The 16,394-nt window shown below is 66.4% G+C and carries 15 protein-coding genes; 8 read left to right on the forward strand and 7 right to left on the reverse strand.

Going from position 1 to position 16,394, the window contains the following annotated elements; translation table 11 throughout:
* The first annotated feature begins 73 nt into the window (after positions 1-73).
* The 4 genes from ctrA to CRO50_RS20475 all read left to right on the forward strand — a co-directional run bounded on the left by ctrA (position 74) and on the right by CRO50_RS20475 (position 5,668).
* On the forward strand, positions 74-793 hold the full coding sequence (ctrA, locus tag CRO50_RS11065) for a response regulator transcription factor CtrA (RefSeq protein ID WP_097145983.1): 720 nt from the start codon (positions 74-76) through the stop codon (positions 791-793).
* A gap of 112 nt (positions 794-905) precedes the next feature.
* Positions 906-3,332 carry an NAD-dependent DNA ligase LigA gene (gene ligA / locus CRO50_RS11070; protein WP_097145984.1) on the forward strand — a complete coding sequence of 809 codons (2,427 nt, stop codon included), beginning with the start codon at positions 906-908 and terminating at the stop codon, positions 3,330-3,332.
* Positions 3,329-5,419, forward strand: coding sequence for an ATP-dependent DNA helicase RecG (gene recG / locus CRO50_RS11075; RefSeq protein WP_097145985.1), 2,091 nt, complete (start codon positions 3,329-3,331; stop codon positions 5,417-5,419). Before ligA ends, recG begins: the two co-directional genes overlap by 4 nt.
* A 126-nt stretch (positions 5,420-5,545) precedes the next feature.
* Positions 5,546-5,668 carry a hypothetical protein gene (locus CRO50_RS20475; protein ID WP_269778123.1) on the forward strand — a complete coding sequence of 41 codons (123 nt, stop codon included), beginning with the start codon at positions 5,546-5,548 and terminating at the stop codon, positions 5,666-5,668.
* A gap of 186 nt (positions 5,669-5,854) precedes the next feature.
* On the opposite strand, the gene CRO50_RS11080 is transcribed toward CRO50_RS20475, so the two are convergent.
* Both CRO50_RS11080 and CRO50_RS11085 read right to left on the reverse strand, forming a co-directional pair.
* Positions 5,855-7,261 (reverse strand): methyl-accepting chemotaxis protein, encoded by a 1,407-nt coding sequence (locus CRO50_RS11080; RefSeq protein WP_097145986.1) that lies wholly within the window; start codon positions 7,259-7,261, stop codon positions 5,855-5,857.
* Positions 7,262-7,318: 57 nt separating this feature from the next.
* A complete protein-coding gene (locus tag CRO50_RS11085) occupies positions 7,319-7,768 on the reverse strand; it encodes an iron-sulfur cluster assembly scaffold protein (protein WP_097145987.1) in 450 nt (149 codons plus the stop codon).
* Positions 7,769-7,847: 79 nt separating this feature from the next.
* Between CRO50_RS11085 and hisI the strand changes: the two genes are divergently transcribed.
* Complete coding sequence (gene hisI, locus CRO50_RS11090) at positions 7,848-8,207, forward strand: phosphoribosyl-AMP cyclohydrolase (protein ID WP_097145988.1); 360 nt, start codon at positions 7,848-7,850, stop codon at positions 8,205-8,207.
* A gap of 27 nt (positions 8,208-8,234) precedes the next feature.
* On the opposite strand, the gene gluQRS is transcribed toward hisI, so the two are convergent.
* From gluQRS to CRO50_RS11110, 4 genes are all read right to left on the reverse strand, one after another.
* Positions 8,235-9,113: a tRNA glutamyl-Q(34) synthetase GluQRS gene (gene gluQRS, locus CRO50_RS11095; protein WP_097145989.1), complete on the reverse strand. Its 879-nt coding sequence runs from the start codon at positions 9,111-9,113 to the stop codon at positions 8,235-8,237.
* Positions 9,110-9,715 (reverse strand): class I SAM-dependent DNA methyltransferase, encoded by a 606-nt coding sequence (locus tag CRO50_RS11100; RefSeq protein WP_157791788.1) that lies wholly within the window; start codon positions 9,713-9,715, stop codon positions 9,110-9,112. The genes gluQRS and CRO50_RS11100 overlap by 4 nt, the downstream gene beginning before the upstream one ends.
* Before the next feature lie 266 nt (positions 9,716-9,981).
* On the reverse strand, positions 9,982-11,319 hold the full coding sequence (gene trmFO, locus CRO50_RS11105) for a methylenetetrahydrofolate--tRNA-(uracil(54)-C(5))-methyltransferase (FADH(2)-oxidizing) TrmFO (protein ID WP_097145991.1): 1,338 nt from the start codon (positions 11,317-11,319) through the stop codon (positions 9,982-9,984).
* Between the two features lie 400 nt (positions 11,320-11,719).
* Complete coding sequence (locus CRO50_RS11110) at positions 11,720-12,508, reverse strand: enoyl-CoA hydratase (RefSeq protein ID WP_097145992.1); 789 nt, start codon at positions 12,506-12,508, stop codon at positions 11,720-11,722.
* 56 nt (positions 12,509-12,564) lie between these two features.
* On the opposite strand from CRO50_RS11110, the gene CRO50_RS11115 reads away from it, so the two are divergent.
* The 3 genes from CRO50_RS11115 to rpsI all read left to right on the forward strand — a co-directional run bounded on the left by CRO50_RS11115 (position 12,565) and on the right by rpsI (position 14,106).
* Positions 12,565-12,987, forward strand: a complete 423-nt coding sequence (locus CRO50_RS11115; RefSeq protein ID WP_097145993.1) for a PaaI family thioesterase — start codon at positions 12,565-12,567, stop codon at positions 12,985-12,987.
* A gap of 165 nt (positions 12,988-13,152) precedes the next feature.
* A complete protein-coding gene (gene rplM / locus CRO50_RS11120; RefSeq protein WP_097145994.1) occupies positions 13,153-13,614 on the forward strand; it encodes a 50S ribosomal protein L13 in 462 nt (153 codons plus the stop codon).
* A 3-nt stretch (positions 13,615-13,617) separates the two neighbouring features.
* Positions 13,618-14,106 (forward strand): 30S ribosomal protein S9, encoded by a 489-nt coding sequence (rpsI, locus tag CRO50_RS11125; RefSeq protein ID WP_097145995.1) that lies wholly within the window; start codon positions 13,618-13,620, stop codon positions 14,104-14,106.
* Between the two features lie 488 nt (positions 14,107-14,594).
* On the opposite strand, the gene CRO50_RS11135 is transcribed toward rpsI, so the two are convergent.
* Entirely contained in the window at positions 14,595-16,394 is a 1,800-nt protein-coding gene (locus CRO50_RS11135) for a methyl-accepting chemotaxis protein (RefSeq protein WP_097145997.1), read from the reverse strand.

Raw genomic sequence — 16,394 nt, forward strand, 5'->3', positions numbered from 1 at the left:
CCACGGTAACCGGAGGTTAACCAATTGGCGTCAAGGTCATTCACGTCCAAGGGATTAACGGAGAGAACTCGGCATGCGCGTGCTTTTGGTAGAAGATGATCCGACCACTTCGAAAAGCATCGAGCTGATGCTGACCCATGCCAACCTGAACGTCTATACGACCGACCTTGGCGAAGAGGGCATAGATCTTGCAAAGCTCTATGACTACGACTTGATCCTGCTGGATCTGGGACTTCCCGACATGAACGGGCACGAGGTGCTGCGCCAGCTGCGCCTGGCCCGCATCGAGACTCCGATCCTGATCCTGTCGGGGGCCGATGATACGGAAAACAAGCTGAAGGGCTTCGGCTTCGGCGCCGATGACTACCTGACCAAGCCCTTCCACCGTGAAGAGCTGGTGGCGCGCATCCACGCGATCATTCGCCGCTCCAAGGGCCATTCGCAGTCGATCATCCGCACCGGCCGCATCGAGGTGAACCTGGATGCCAAGACGGTCGAGGTCGACAGCAAGCCGGTGCATCTGACCGGCAAGGAATACCAGATGCTGGAACTGCTCAGCCTGCGCAAGGGCACCACGCTGACGAAAGAGATGTTCCTCAACCATCTCTACGGCGGCATGGACGAGCCCGAGCTGAAGATCATCGACGTCTTCATCTGCAAGCTGCGCAAGAAGCTCTCGACCGCGACCGAAGGCGATAATTACATCGAAACGGTTTGGGGCAGGGGCTACGTGCTGCGCGACCCCGAGCCCGAACATATCGACGAAAAGAAGATGGCACTCGGGGCGGGGTGATCCTGTCTCGGGGCTTACCGCTCACGGAAGACCAAGACCCGTCTGGACGTCATGAGGCGCGCCGCCTATCACATTCTCATTGAATCTGATGAGACGAGTGAAAGGGGCGCAGATGTCCGAGAAGACGGCCGATATTGCGGTGGAAGACCTGACCGAGGCACAGGCCGAGGCAGAGCTTGCACGACTGGCCGATCTGCTGGGGCAGGCGAACCTTGCCTATCACCAGGCCGATGCGCCCGAGATCGCGGATTCCGACTACGACCGGATGAAGCTGCGCAACAAGGCGATCGAGCGGAAGTTCCCCGAGCTGAAGCGCGCCGACAGCCCCTCGGATCAGGTAGGCGCCGCGCCTTCGGAAGGTTTCGGCAAGGTGCGCCACGAAGTGCGCATGCTCTCTCTGGGCAATGCCTTCGAGGATGGCGATGTCACTGACTTCGATGGCCGGATCAGGCGCTATCTTGGCCTGGCCTTCGACGCGCCGCTTGCCTACACCGCCGAGCCGAAGATCGACGGCCTCAGCCTCTCGCTACTCTACGAGAACGGAGAGCTGATCCGCGCCGCCACCCGCGGCGATGGCGAGGAGGGCGAGAACGTCACCGCCAATGCCCGCACCATCGCCGATATTCCGACCCGTCTCGAAGGGGCGCCGGAGCGGCTGGAGGTGCGCGGCGAGGTCTACATGAGCCACGAGGACTTCCAGGCGCTGAATGCCCGCCAGGAAGAGGCGGGCGCCAAGACCTTCGCCAATCCGCGCAACGCCGCCGCGGGCTCGCTGCGCCAGCTGGACGCCGAGATCACGCGGGCCCGCCCGCTGCGTTTCTTCGCCTATGCCTGGGGCGTGCTCTCCGAGCCGCTGGCAGAGACCCAGATGGGATCGATCGACCGCCTCAAGTCACTGGGATTCCAGACCAACCCGCTGACCCAGCTCTGTGATGGCCCGGAGCAGATGCTGGCGCATTACCGGCAGATCGAGGCGCAGCGCGCGACGCTTGGCTATGATATCGACGGCGTCGTCTACAAGGTTAATGACCTGGATCTGCAGGGGCGGCTCGGCTTCCGCTCCACCACCCCCCGCTGGGCCATTGCCCACAAGTTCCCGGCCGAGCTCGCCTGGACCCGTCTTCAGGCGATCGACATCCAGGTCGGGCGGACCGGGGCGCTGTCGCCCGTGGCGCGGCTGCTGCCGGTGACCGTGGGCGGCGTGGTCGTCTCCAACGCCACGCTGCACAACGAGGATTACATCGCCGGCCGTGACAACAAGGGCGAGGCGATCCGCGACGGCAAGGACATCCGCCCCGGCGACTGGGTGCAGGTCTACCGCGCCGGTGACGTGATCCCCAAGATCGCCGACGTGGATCTTGGCAAACGTCCCGACGACAGCGCACCCTATGCCTTCCCCGAGATCTGCCCGGAGTGCGGCTCCGAGGCTATCCGCGAAGAGGGCGACAGCGTGCGCCGCTGCACCGGGGGGCTGATCTGCCCCGCGCAAGCCGTTGAAAGACTGCGCCATTTCGTCGGGCGCAAGACCTTCGACATCGAAGGCCTCGGGGCCAAGCAGGCGGAATTCCTCTACGACATGTGCTGGATCGCCGAGCCCGCCGATATCTTCACCCTGCGCGCCCGCGATGCCGCGGGGGAACGGCTGGTGACCCGCCCCGAAAAGATCGTCTCGCGCCACGCCCAGGATGCAGAACGCCAGCATGAGCTGCTCTCGGAGCTGGCCCTTCACCTGCGCAGCGCCGGCTTCCCCGTCGATGAAAGCGACCCCGAACAGGTCTCTGCCGCGATGGTGAAACTGGCAGAAAAGCCGCTGGCGCAGGTAAAGGGGTGGGGGGATAAATCTGCCGAGAACCTCTTTTCTGCCATCGAGACCCGCCGCGAGATCGAGCTGAACCGTGTGCTCTTTGCCTTGGGTATCCGCCACGTGGGCGAGGTGGTCGCCGCCGACCTGGCGCGGCATTTCAACTCCTGGCAGCGTCTGACCGAGGTGCTGGACCGTGCCCGCACCGCGCAGGAGCGCCACCTGCTGGCCGAGGCGGCCGAGGCGGAAGAACGCGCCGCGGCCAGCCGCGAAGGGCGCCGCGCCAGCCTGAAGGCGGCCCGCGATGCGGTCTGGGGCCGCGAACCGGCGGTCTCGCGCGAGGCCTTCGCGGCCTGGAACGAGATCACCGGCGTCGACGGCATCGGCACCAAGGTCGCCGCCGCCCTGGTCGCGGCCTTCGCGCAACCGGCCGAGCGCGCCTCGATCGACCGCCTGGCCGCGCAGCTGACCATCCTCGATGTCGAGGCGCCGACGGCGGGCGAAAGCCCTGTCGCGGGGCTGACCCTGGTCTTCACCGGCACGCTAGAGAAGATGACCCGGTCCGAGGCCAAGGCGCGGGCCGAGGCGCTTGGCGCCAAAGTCTCGGGCTCGGTGTCGGCCAAGACGGACATGCTGATCGCCGGACCCGGCGCCGGCTCGAAGGCCACCAAGGCGGAAAGCCTGGGCGTGAAGATCCTCTCGGAAGAGGAATGGATCGCCCTGATCGGCACGGCATGAGCGGGCGGCCAGAGGTCCTTTTCCCGCTCTTCGCCGGGCTCGAAACCCTGGAAGGGGTTGGGCCGAAGACGGCCAAGCATTTGGCGCAGCTGGATGTTTCGATCCCGAGGGACCTGCTGTTCCTGCTGCCGCACGGGCTGGTGGACCGCCGGCGCCGCGAAACGATCCTGGGGCTCAGCCTGCCGGCCACGGCCACGGTCGAGGTCGAGGTCGGCCGCCACAGCCCGGCGCGCAGTCGGGGCGGCGCCTACCGCGTGCGCGTCGCCGATGCCGAGACCGAGTTTGACCTGATCTTCTTCCACGCCCGCAGCGCCTATATTCAGCAGATCCTGCCAGAGGGCAGCCGCCGCCTGGTCTCGGGCAAGCTGGAGCTCTACGACGGCATGGCCAACATGCCCCATCCCGACCACGTGCTGCCGGTGGAAGAGGCCGACGAGATCCCGGATTTCGAGCCGATCTATCCGCTGACCGCCGGGGTCACGCAGCGCCTGATGGCGAAGGCCGCGAACTCGGCGCTGGTCCGTGCGACGGTGCTGCCCGAGTGGATAGATCCGGGCCAGCGGGCCACGAAGCTCTGGCCCGACTGGCTCTCGGCACTTCGGCAGGCGCATCAGCCCGACAGCACCCAGGCCCTGCGTCCCGAAGATCCCGCCCGCGAGCGGCTGGCCTATGACGAGCTTTTCGCCCACCAACTGACCCTGGCCCTGGCCCGCAATGTCGAGCGCAAGCGGGTTGGCCGCGCCAGCAGCGGCGACGGTGGGCTTCGGGGCAAGGTGCTGAAATCGCTTCCCTATACTCCCACGGGCGCGCAGCTGCGGGCGGTCGAGGAGATCGCCGCCGACATGGCCGGGCAGGACCGCATGTCGCGGCTGCTGCAGGGCGACGTGGGCGCGGGCAAGACGCTGGTGGCCTTCATGGCGCTGCTCATCGCCGTCGAGGCGGGCGGGCAGGGGGTGATGATGGCCCCGACCGAGATCCTGGCGCGGCAGCATATGGAGGGGCTCGCGCCCTTCGCCGAGGCCGCAGGCGTCCGGCTGGAGATCCTGACCGGCCGTGACAAGGGCGCCGACCGGCGCGCGAAACTGGCGGACCTGGCCGCGGGGCGGATCGACATCCTGGTGGGCACCCATGCGGTCTTCCAGGCGGATGTGCATTTCTCGGATCTGCGCCTGGCCATCGTCGACGAGCAACACCGCTTCGGCGTACGTCAGCGGCTCGAGCTGGGGCGGAAGGGGCAGCGGGCCGATATCCTGGTGATGACGGCCACGCCGATCCCGCGCTCGCTGAGCCTGGCGCAATATGGCGACATGGATATCTCGGTGCTGGACGAGAAGCCGCCAGGGCGCAAGCCGGTGAAGACCACCCTGGCCTCGACTGAACGGCTGGACGAGATTGCCGACCATCTCGACCGCGCCACGCGGGACGGGCGGCAGGCCTATTGGGTCTGCCCGCTGGTCGAAGAGAGCGAGAAGAGCGACCTGATCGCCGCCGAGGAACGCTTCAAGGTGCTGCGCGCCAAGCTGGGCGAGGGCCGGGTCGGCCTGGTCCATGGCCAGATGCCGCCCGAGCAGAAGGATGCAGCCATGGCCGCCTTCCAGCGGGGCGAGACCGATGTGCTGGTGGCGACGACGGTGATCGAGGTCGGGGTCAACGTGCCCAATGCCTCGATCATGGTGATCGAACGGGCCGAGACCTTCGGTCTGGCGCAGCTGCACCAGCTGCGCGGCCGGGTCGGGCGCGGCACGGCGGAATCGACCTGCTTGATGCTCTACCAGGCGCCGCTGTCGGAAAGCGGGCTGAAGCGGTTGACCCTGCTGCGCGAGACCGAAGACGGGTTCCGCATTGCCGAGGCGGACCTTGAGATGCGCGGGGCGGGCGATCTGATCGGCACGGCGCAAAGCGGCGTGCCGCGGTTCCGCATCGCTGATCTGGAAACCCAAACCGCGCTGATGGCCATCGCCCAGAGCGATGCGCGCACGCTGCTGGCCAAGGATCCCGCCCTGGAAAGCGAGCGGGGGCGGGCGGCGCGAACGCTGCTCTGGCTCATGGGACAGGACGAGGCGATCCGTCTGATCACGGTCGGCTAAACGCCTGACTCTGTGGATAAATCCATTTTGTTCACAAAAGTTCCTAAAAAGTTCTTTACCGACTCGGCTCAATATGAGAACAAAAGGGCAACGGAGCTGAACGCTTTGATCGGAGAGGACAGAGAAATGCTGAACGACATTCTTCAAACTGCCCGTCGCGCCCCCGCCGCTTTCCTTCAGGACCTGTTTGGTGCGGCCGCGCTGGTGGTGCTGCTCGTCGGCTCTCTCTACCTTCCGGCGCTGACCTGAGCCTCGTTTCTGCCTGCATGTCGTAGCAAGGCCGGGCCTCATTCCCCGATGTGTGGGTAGATGGCCTGTCTGCCCGTCCGGGGTCGCCTCATTCCCCGGAGCCTGGCCCGCTGTCCCAAGCGACAAGCATACTTCGCCGCCGCCTCCCCCCGGAGTGCGGCGGTTTTTTCTTGGCCCTGCGGCCGGTCAGAACCGATAGGCCAGCCGCAGCCCGCCCCAGTGCCGGTTCTTGACGAAGATCGGCACCGAAAGATCCTTCATCATCACGAAGTCGCCGCCGCCCATGTCGCGGCGGTAGACCTGTAGCAGGAACGGGTCCTTGTTGCGCCCGGCCTTCAGCCCGACGCGGTCGTCGAAGATGCGCCGGTTGCGGCAATGGGCCATGTTCCAGACCGGGTCATCCCCCTGCGGGTGAGAGAACTTCCGGTTGTGGGTCGGCAGGTAGCCGTTGCGGTCGACGGCGGCGCAGAAGGTGACCTTGCTGTCGAGCTCCAGCGCCTCCTCCAGGATCGGCGGCAGCACGGTGTCGGTGAAATTGGTGAAGCGGGTCACCACCTGTTCCGGGTCACTGCGCGGGACGGGCCGGTAGTCTGTATCGAAGAGGTCGTCGATCGTGATGCGTCCCTCGTCCACCGCCGTGTCAAAAAGCTGCGAGATCCGATGCGCACGCGCCTTGGCGTCGGTGATGAAGCGGCTGTCGGCGCTGTCGCCGCCGGCCAAGACCGCATCCTGCACCAGCGCCTCGGAGCGGTCGCGCAGGCTGCGCACCCGTTCGTGCACGTCCTCGACCGCGCCGGTGCTTTCGCGGATGATGCCGAAGGTGCCCTCGATCTGCGGGGTATATTCGCGCAGCGCCTTGTCTGCATCGACTGCATCGTCGCGCACCAGCTTCATCCGCGCCACCGAGCGGTCCATAGCATCCTTCACTTCGGCGTTGCGGGTGGCGACCTCTTCGCCGGCGCGCGCCAGCTCGCGCGAGGTTTCCGAGACCGATCCCGTTTCCTGCTGCAAGCGGATGATCCAGTCGACGAGGCGCTGGATATTGTCGCTGATCGTCTCGGCCGCGGTGCCGGTCTGCTGCGACAGGGTGTTGATCGCATCGGCCACCACCGAGAACCCCTTGCCGGCCTCACCCGCCCGCGCGGCCTCTATCTTGGCGTTGATCGCCAGCATGTTGACCTGGCTGGCGATGGCGGCGATCTGGTCATTGCTGGCCTGTACGTCCTCCAGCACGGTCTCGACATCCCTGGTGCGACTGTCGAGCGTCAGCACCCAGGTCAGCACCGAGAAGGCGTGCTTGCCGGCGATATCCGAGGTGCGGATCAGGGTCTCGAAGCTGGATTGGGTGTCTTCCAGCTGCCGGTAGGCATCCTGGATCGTGGTCATCACCGAGGCATTCATCTGCAAGACGTGCCCCGTGCCTTCGCGCACCTGCTTGAGCTGCGACAGCAGCACCTCTGTGCGAGAGGTCAGATCCTCGAGAAAGCCGTCGACATCCACCACCTCCTGTCCGAGCGCGGAGGCGTTGGTCGCCAGGCGGTCAAGAGAGATCCCCGCCGGTTGCGGGTCGGGGAAGGTCGGGTCGTGTTCCATGCCGGGCCGCTGCTGGTTGCATCGACCCCGGCTTAGGCGTGAAAACCTGAGAAGCCGTTAAGCGCAGTCGCTTTCCGCCGCCTGTTCCAGCGCCTCCGAAAGCGCTTCGAGCGTCAGCAGGATCGAGGCATGGCGGTTCTTGTATTCGCGCGCGGGCAGCAGCACCTCCAGCCCGTCGAAGGGCGCCTCGGGCACCGGGCCCTCGTCCTTGAGCATGGCGCGCAACTGGTCGCGGGCGGCCAGAACCTCGGGTTTCGTGCGTCCCAGCACCGCGGCGCCCACCACGGAGGCGGAGGCCTGGCCAAGCGCACAGGCGCGCACTTCCTGGCCGAAACGGTCGATCTTGCCGTCCTTCAGCGCCACGTCCACCGTCACCGTCGAGCCGCAGAGCGGCGCGCGCTTGCGCACGGTGGCATCGGGGTCTGCAAGACGCTCCTGGTGCGGGATCTCGGCGGCAAGCGCCAGGATCCGGTTGGAATAGAGTTTGATCAGGTCGCTCTCGCTCATCTCTGGTCCTTTCGGCGCGTCTTCCCTAGATAGGCCGGGAGGGCGCCACTGGAAAGGGGCCGCAGGACAGGTGAGCAAAATGCGTTTCGATCCGAGCAATCTGAAGTTTGACGACAAGGGGCTGATCCCCGCCATTGCCCAGCAACAGGGCACCGGAGAGGTGCTGATGATGGCCTGGATGAATGCCGCCTCGATCGAGAAGACGCTGGAGACCGGCCATGTGACCTATTGGTCGCGTTCCCGGCAGAGCTTCTGGGCCAAGGGCGAGAGCTCTGGCCATGTGCAGAAGCTGATCGAGCTGCGGGTGGATTGCGACCGCGATTGCCTGCTGCTGATCGTCGATCAGACCGGTCCCGCCTGTCACACCAACCGCCGCGATTGCTTCTACACTGCCGTGCGCGACGGCGAAGAGGTGGTGATCTCCGAGCCCATGGTCTGAGGCAGCCAGGCCTGGGCCAGGGCCGGCTCAGGCGCTGCGCGCGAGACCGATCATCTTCAGGATGTCGGCCGGGCTCTTGCCCTCGTCCCGGTAAAGCCGGATGGCGCGGGCATCGTCGCGCTTGGCCAGTCGCTTGCCCGCCTCGTCGCGGATCAGGCGGTGGTGGTGGTAGAGCGGCACGGGCAGGCCCAGAAGCCTTTGCAGCAGCACATGGATCGGCGTGGCTTCGAAAAGATCCTGGCCGCGCACCACCTCGGTGATCTGCTGTTCGGCATCATCCACCACGACCGAGAGGTGATAGGAGGTGCCCATGCCCTGGCGCGCCAGCACCACGTCGCCGACCTTCTCGATCATCCGCCGCCGGGCAATCGGCCGGGCCCCGCTTTCGCCATTGGGTCCCTTGCCGGTCTCGGTGAAGAAAAGCGGCTGGTGGCGGCAGGCGCGTTCCAGCGCGCGGGCCATGTCGAGGCGCAGCACCGCGTCGGGCAGCGGCCCCTCGGGCGCGGTTTCGGGGCGACAGGTGCCGGGGTAGACAATCCCGTCGGGTCCCAGTTGCGGCGCGCCCTCCTGCGGGGCCGAGGCGGCCTCGGCGATGTCGCGGCGGGTGCAGCTGCAGGGATAGAGCAGGCCCATGTCCCAGAGGGTTTGCAGCGCCGCCCGGTAGGCGGGCAGGCGCTGAGATTGGCGCATCTCCGGGCGCGGCCAGTCGAGGCCCAGCCAGCTGAGGTCCTCGTCGATCTGCGCCTCCCACTCGGGGCGGGCGCGGCTCTGGTCGATGTCCTCGATGCGCAGAAGGAAGGTCCCGCCCGCCGCCTCGGCCCGGCGCGCCGCGACCAGGGCCGAATAGGCATGGCCCAGGTGCAGCGGCCCCGTGGGCGAGGGGGCAAAGCGGGTGCGGTAGCTCATCGCCGGCGGATCACCATGACGCGCGAGACAGAGCCCAGCCCCTCGATATGCGGTCCGTCCTCGCTGACCTCCAGCACCGCTTCCGAGCTCTCGGTGATGCGGGTGAGCATGTTCATGTACTCCTCGTCCTCAAGGGCCTTCTCATTGTAGCTGAGCGCCAGCCGTCCGCCAGAGGGCAGGGCCATGAAGATCGCAGGCAGGCAGGAGGCGGGGGCGGCACCGGGCGAGATCGCGCCGGCGGCGGTCACCGTGCGGTAGCGCGACACCAGGCCGGGGTCGGGGTTGCCGAAGGGCAGGGGCGTCAGGGTCTCGTAGCAGCCCTTGGCGCGGGCCATCTCGAGCATGCCGGTCGAGACATCGGCGCCATGGATGCGGGTGAAACCCTCGGCGGCCAGGGCCTCGCCGGAAAGACCGGTGCCGCAGCCGAAGTCGAGCACCGGGGCGGCAAGCTCGGCCTCCTTCAAGAGCGGCTTGAGGGCGCGGGCAATCCGGCTGGGCGTGGCATAGCGCGCGTCGTCGAGCTCGCTGTCGTAACTTTCTGCCCATTGGTCATAGAGGGCGCGTTGCGTTTCGGCGTCGGAGACGCCGTAGATCTTGTCCAAGTATTTTTCAGCCATGGGGCGGAATATGCATATTCCACGCGGAAGTTCCACCCGATGACCGGAAACCGGACTGCCCGGTGAACGGGCCACCGGTCATGCCGATGACGCGGCACCTGGGCCCCGGTGGGTCGCCGGCTGCTGAGGGAGCGAGGTAAGTGGGGGAAGGCGGCATGGCTCCCACCCCACGGGGCTGGGCCGCAGGGTGAGCAATGGTGACGGCTCGGCGGGCAGGCGCAGGGTGGGGAGATCCCACCTCTGCCCACTCGTCAGACGGCCAGCCAGCCGGTCCAGAGCTCTTTTGCCCGATCCGTATAGGCCTTGTAGCGGTCCTTGCGGCCGCGACGGCCGGCCTTCAGGCCCGCGACGGGCGGGAAGAGCCCGAAGTTGACGTTCATCGGCTGGAAGGTCTTTGCCTCGGCACCGCCGGTGATATGCGTCACCAGAGCGCCCATGGCGGTCTCGGCGGGCACCGGGGGCAGGGTCTTGCCGGTCATCTCTGCCACGGCAAGGCGGCCTGCCAGCAGGCCCATGGCGGCGCTTTCCACGTAGCCCTCGACCCCGGTGATCTGGCCGGCGAACCGGATGTTGGGCCGCGATTTCAGCCGCATCTGGTCGTCGAGCAGGGTGGGGGAGTTGATGAAGGTATTGCGGTGGATGCCCCCCAGGCGCGCGAAGCTGGCGTCCTGCAGGCCGGGGATCATCTTGAAGACCTCGGTCTGGGCGCCGTATTTCATCTTCGTCTGGAAGCCGACGATATTGTAGAGCGTGCCCAGCTTGTTGTCGCGGCGCAGCTGCACCACGGCCCAGGCCTTTTCGTCGGGCTTGTGGGCATTGGTCAGGCCCACGGGCTTCATCGGCCCATGGCGCAGGGTCTCGCGGCCACGTTCGGCCATGACCTCGATCGGCAGGCAACCGTCGAAGTAACCCGCCGTCTCGCCCTCGTGGAACTCGGTCTTGTCGGCGGCCAGAAGCGCGTCGATGAAGGCCTCGTATTCGTCCTTGGTCATCGGGCAGTTGAGGTAGGCTTTCTGCTCTTCCTCGGTCTCGCCCTTGTCGTAGCGCGACTGCATCCAGGCGATATCCATGTCGATGCTTTCGGCATAGACGATGGGGGCGATGGCGTCGAAGAAGGCCAGGCTCTCGGCGCCGGTCTCGGCGCGGATCGCCTCGGCCAACGCGCCGGAGGTCAGCGGGCCGGTGGCGATGATCCAGTGCCCGTCCGAGGGCAGCTCCGAGATCTCGCCATCCTCGACCTCGACCAGCGGATGCGCGCGCAGCGCCGCGGTCACGTCTTCCGAGAAGGGATCGCGGTCCACCGCCAGCGCGCCGCCTGCGGGCAGACGATGCTTGTCGGCCATCTGCATGATGAGACCGCCCGCCTGGCGCATTTCCCAATGCAGCAGGCCGACGGCGTTCTGTTCGCTGTCGTCCGAGCGGAAGGAGTTGGAACAGACCATCTCGGCCAGGTTGCCGGTGCGATGCGCGAAGGTTTCGACCTGGGGGCGCATCTCGTGGATGGTCACGGGGATGCCGGCCTGTGCGGCCTGCCAGGCGGCCTCGGACCCGGCCATGCCGCCGCCGATGATATGGAGTCTCTCTGTCATGGGCGCGATCTAGGGCAAAGGGGGCATGATTGGAAGGGGCTTCGCACCGGGCAGCCCGCAGCGCGCGATCACATTCCGCATTGGATGGGCGTCAGGATCGCTCCTCCGGCGCAGGGCAGGCGGCGCGCAATGAGGCTGCGGGGCCGTCAATGACGATCATCCAACGGGGAGTTCTGCGAGCGGGTCACCTTCCCACGTATCGGCAGCCAGAGAGAGCATGGCTATGGAGGGTTGCCGAGGTGACCCGATCTCGCGGTTTCAAGGGACGCGTCCCTTCGTCCCTGCACTCATAGGTAGTGGAAGGGATTGGGACCGAATAGTGGCGAAATCCGAACCACACTGGTCACGATATGGAAACACTTCCCCGAGACCCCCGGCTTTGATCGCCCAGGGGCGTCGTTCAGCCCGATTTCCACCCCGGTTGGCGCTTTTCCAGGAAAGCCTGGATGCCCTCGTCGGTGTCGCTGTCGAGCATGTTCCTGACCATCACCTCGGCGGTGAAGTCATAGGCCGCCTCCAGTGGCATCTCGAGCTGGCGATAGAAGGCCTGCTTGCCGATGCGGATCGCGGTGTCCAGCTTCTCGGCGATGGTCGAGGCCAGGGCCATGGCTTCCGACATCTGCTCTTCGGCGGGCACGGCGCGGTTGATCAGCCCAAGCTCCAGCGCCCTGTCGCTGTCGATCATCGCGCCGGTGGTCAGCATCTCGAAGGCCTGCTTGCGCGGCAGGTTGCGGCTGAGCGCAACCATGGGGGTCGAGCAGAAGAGCCCGATGTTGACGCCGTTGACACCGAAGCGCGTGCCCTCGGCGGCCACGGCCAGGTCACAGGCGGCGACCAGCTGGCAGCCGGCGGCGGTGGCGATGCCATGGGGCAGGGCAATCACCGGCTGCGGCAGGGCGCCGATCGTGGTCATCACCCTGGCGCAGCGGCGGAACAGCTCCTCGAACTTCGCCGCGCCCTTGTCGGGGGCCTGCCGGGCCTGCTGCATCTCCTTCAGGTCATGGCCGGCGCAGAAGGCGCGCCCCTCGCCGGAAAGCAGCACCACGCGGATCTGCCGCTCGGTGGCCAGCCGGTCCAGCGCCTCTTGCAGCGCCTCCAGCATCTCGTCGCTCAGCGCGTTCAGCCGCTCGGGCGCGTTCAGGCGCAAATGGGCAATGGCCCCGCTGTCGTGACGTTCCAGAATTGCCATCTTGTCTCCTCCCTCTTCCTTGGGGAAGTCTAGGCCCGAGGAGCGAGGGAGGAAACATGGCAATCGCAATGGATGCGGAGGCGCTGGCGCGCTTCCTGGAAGAGGCCTTTCCCCAGGTCGCCGAAGACTATGTCATCGAAGAGGTCTCGGAGATGGCGTTGCGGGTGCGCCTGGCGGTGGCCGAGCGGCACCTGCGTCCCGGAGGTACGGTCTCGGGGCCGGCGATGTTCTCGCTGGCGGATGTGGCGGTCTACCTGGCAGTGCTGGCCATGGTGGGACCAAAGGCGCTTGCCGTGACCACCAATTGTTCCATCGACTTCATGCGCAAACCGGCGGCGGGGCAGGACCTGGTGGCCGAGGCGCGGCTTCTCAAGCTGGGCCGTGTGCTGGCGGTCGGGGACGTGATGATCCTGCCCGCAGACGGCGGCGCGGCGGTCGCGCGGGCCACTTTGACCTATTCGCTGCCGCCGGAGCGGTGAAATTAGTGGGGTATTTTGATACCTATTTTGCAAGGCATTGAAAATGCTTTCATAATTTGGATATGTGGTGCTTGACTGGCCTGTGGGCGGCTGTATAACCCGCCCATCACTTCGCCCGCGGGTCCATTGGCCACGCGGGCTGCCAGTTTCCAAAGGGCACCCGTCATGAAAACCTTCTCTGCAAAGCCTGCAGACATCGAGAAGAAATGGATCATCATCGACGCTGAAGGCGTCGTGCTGGGCCGTCTCGCCTCGATCGTCGCCATGCGCCTGCGTGGCAAGCACAAGCCGTCGTTCACTCCTCACATGGACATGGGCGACAACGTCATCGTCATCAATGCCGACAAGATCCAGCTTACCGGCAAGAAGCGTGGCGACAAGAAATACTACTGGCACACCGGTTTCCCGGGTGGGATCAAGGACCGCACCGCGGGCCAGATCCTCGAGGGTGCACACCCCGAGCGCGTCGTGACCCTGGCGGTCAAGCGCATGCTGCCGGGCAACCGCCTGTCCCGCCAGCAGATGACCAACCTGCGTGTCTATGCCGGTTCCGAGCACCCGCACGAGGCCCAGGCGCCGGAAGTGCTGGATGTCAAATCCATGAACTCCAAGAACACGCGGAGCTGATAGATGGCCGATCAAGTGAATTCCCTGGAAGAGCTGAAGGACGTCGTCGCCGAAGAGGGCACCACCCTCGAGCTCGACGCCCCGCGTGAACCCGTCCGTGACGAGCTGGGCCGCTCCTATGCGACCGGCAAGCGTAAGGACGCCGTTGCGCGCGTCTGGATCAAGCCGGGCTCCGGCAAGGTCACCGTCAACGGCAAGGAAATGGACAAGTACTTTGCGCGTCCGGTTCTGCAGATGATCCTGCGCCAGCCGTTCACCGTTGCCGGTGTGGAAGGCGAGTTCGACGTCTACGCCACCGTCAAGGGCGGCGGTCTGTCCGGCCAGGCCGGTGCCGTGAAGCACGGTATCTCGAAGGCTCTGCAGCTCTACGATCCCTCGCTGCGTGGCGCTCTGAAAGCCGCAGGCTTCCTGACCCGCGACAGCCGCGTCGTCGAGCGTAAGAAGTACGGTAAGCGCAAGGCGCGTCGTAGCTTCCAGTTCTCCAAGCGTTGATCTTCAACTCTTGCGAAATACGAAAGGCCGCCCCTCGGGGCGGCCTTTCTGCTATTGCGGGGAAGCTCTTGCGCCTTGGCTCGCTCAGGCGATCCCGGCCCGGATCGGACTGCCAGAGGCGCCTGCCGCGCGCGCCGCTGAGGGTTTGGGCGCGCGGACTCGATGTCTTGTGCCAGGACAGGATTTCGGGTCGCAGGTATGGCCGGCCGGATCGGCCCAAGTCCTGCCCGATGCGGCAGAGCTTCGGGGCAATGTCCGCAGCATCCCGACACGGCGGGAACATTTCAGCTTGTGTGCGGCGGGGCAGGAGAGTTGCTTTTTCCAAGCTCCAAGCTCCAAGCTCCAAGCTCCAAGCTCCAAGCTCCAAGCTCCAAGCTCCAAGCTCCAAGCTCCAAGCTCCAAGCTCCAAGCTCCAAGCTTCAGGCTCCAAGCTTCAGGCTGAGTGCCTTCCCGGCTTGCCTTCCCTGGGGCGGCTGCCGCCGCAGGCGTCAGGCGCGCCTGCGTTGTTCGATGCGGCGATCCTTGCCCTCGTTCAGCCAGGCTTCCTCGGCGCGGGCGGCCTGTCGCTCTCCGATGCGGAACTCGCCTACGCGGGAGGCAAGGCTCTCTGCTGTTTCCGAAAGCAAGGCATTGGCGGTCATCGTTTCCTCGAAGATCGCCGCATTGCGCTGCGTGAAGGCCTCGAGCTCCTTGATGGCGGCGTTGACCTCGCTGAGGCCGCGCGACTGGTCCTGGGTGGCGTCGGCCACCGCCTGCATGCGCTCGGCTGTGCGCTCCACCGCCTGGCGGATTGAGTCTAGCGCGCTGCCGGTGGTCTTCACCAGGTTCACCCCGCGCCCGACATGGCCGGCAGAGCTGTTGATCAGCGCGTCGATTTCCTTGGCGGCTTCCGAGCTGCGCTGCGCCAGAGCGCGGACCTCGTTGGCCACCACCGCGAAGCCGCGCCCGGCATTGCCGGCGCGCGCCGCCTCGACCCCGGCATTCAGCGCCAGGAGATTGGTCTGGAAGGCGATCCCGTCGATCACCGTGATGATCTTGCGGATTTCTGAGGACGACCCCTCGATCTCATCCATGGCCGAGACGGTGCGGGTCATCACCTCGGTGCCCGAGGTGGCCTCGCCCCTGGTTTCCTCGGTCGCGGTGCGGGCCGCGCCGGTGTCCGTGGCGATCTCGCCGATGAGGGTGGTCAGTTGCTGCAGGGTGCCCGCGGCCTCCGACAGGGTGGTGACCTGTTTCTCGGTTCGCCGGCCCAGATCCTCGGCCGCATCGTTGATCTCGCGCGATTGCGCACGGATCGAGACGACCTCTTCCTGCACCGCCGCGAAGGCCTCTTCCAGGCGTGCCACGCCGATGTTGAAGCTCTGCGACAGATCGGCGAAGGCTGCGGGCAGGGGGCGGTCGATCCGGGTGGTCAGGTCGCCCTGCGCCAGGCACGAAAGCTTCTGCTGCAGATGCGCGATCACCTCTTCGACCTCTCGGGCGTGGCGGTCCTGGGTTTCGGCATTGCGCGCTTCGGCCTCACGGGCGGCGCGGGCGTTCTCTTCGGCCTCTTTCAGGGCGGCTTCGGCATGCTGGCGGGCGCGGGTCGAATCCTCGCGGGCCTCTTCGGCGCGGCGTGTCGCCTCCTGCGCTTCCTCCTTCTGCCGCCGGGCTTCCCGCAGCGCCTGCTGCGCCTCGCCCATGGCGCCTTCCAGCTGCCCGGCGCGGCGTTCCGAATAGACCGTCTGCAGCAGGCGGAAATGGACGATGATCATCAGGTTGATGCAGGCCAGCAGCACGGTCACGCCGTGAAAGGCCACCCGCATCATGTTGAACCCAAGACCTTCCGACAGGAAGACCAGCGAGGGAGCGAACAGGGCCAGGGTCAGGTGATGCCCCACCACCACCGCCCCCGCCCAGATCAGCGCCGGGCGCGACGACAATGTCGCAATGGCCGTCAGCGCGACGAAATAGGTCATGTGGGCGTCGGGCTGCATCGGGTGGCCCAGCATCGCCGCGTTGAAGAGCACGCATTGGCCGAGCAGCGCCAGAGATACCAGCACCCGCGCCGCAGGTCCCGGCATGCGCAGGGTGACGAAGGCCAGTATCGCCAGCAGCAGGGATGGCGGCAGGGTGGCCCAGAGCATCCCGTTGTCCAGCAGCAGGCCGGGCGCGGCCACCACCGGCACCGAAGCCAGGCAGGAGAAGGCGACGAGGCGTTGCGCCTGGGTCCGGGCCTTGCCGAAACGCGGGCCCAGAGTGGTCTCATTGATGACCGGAGGTTCCCGGCGCTTGGCTGCGGCAGTCAA

The sequence above is a fragment of the Pseudooceanicola antarcticus genome, assembly GCF_900215355.1.
In the GTDB taxonomy this organism is placed as follows: domain Bacteria; phylum Pseudomonadota; class Alphaproteobacteria; order Rhodobacterales; family Rhodobacteraceae; genus Pseudooceanicola; species Pseudooceanicola antarcticus.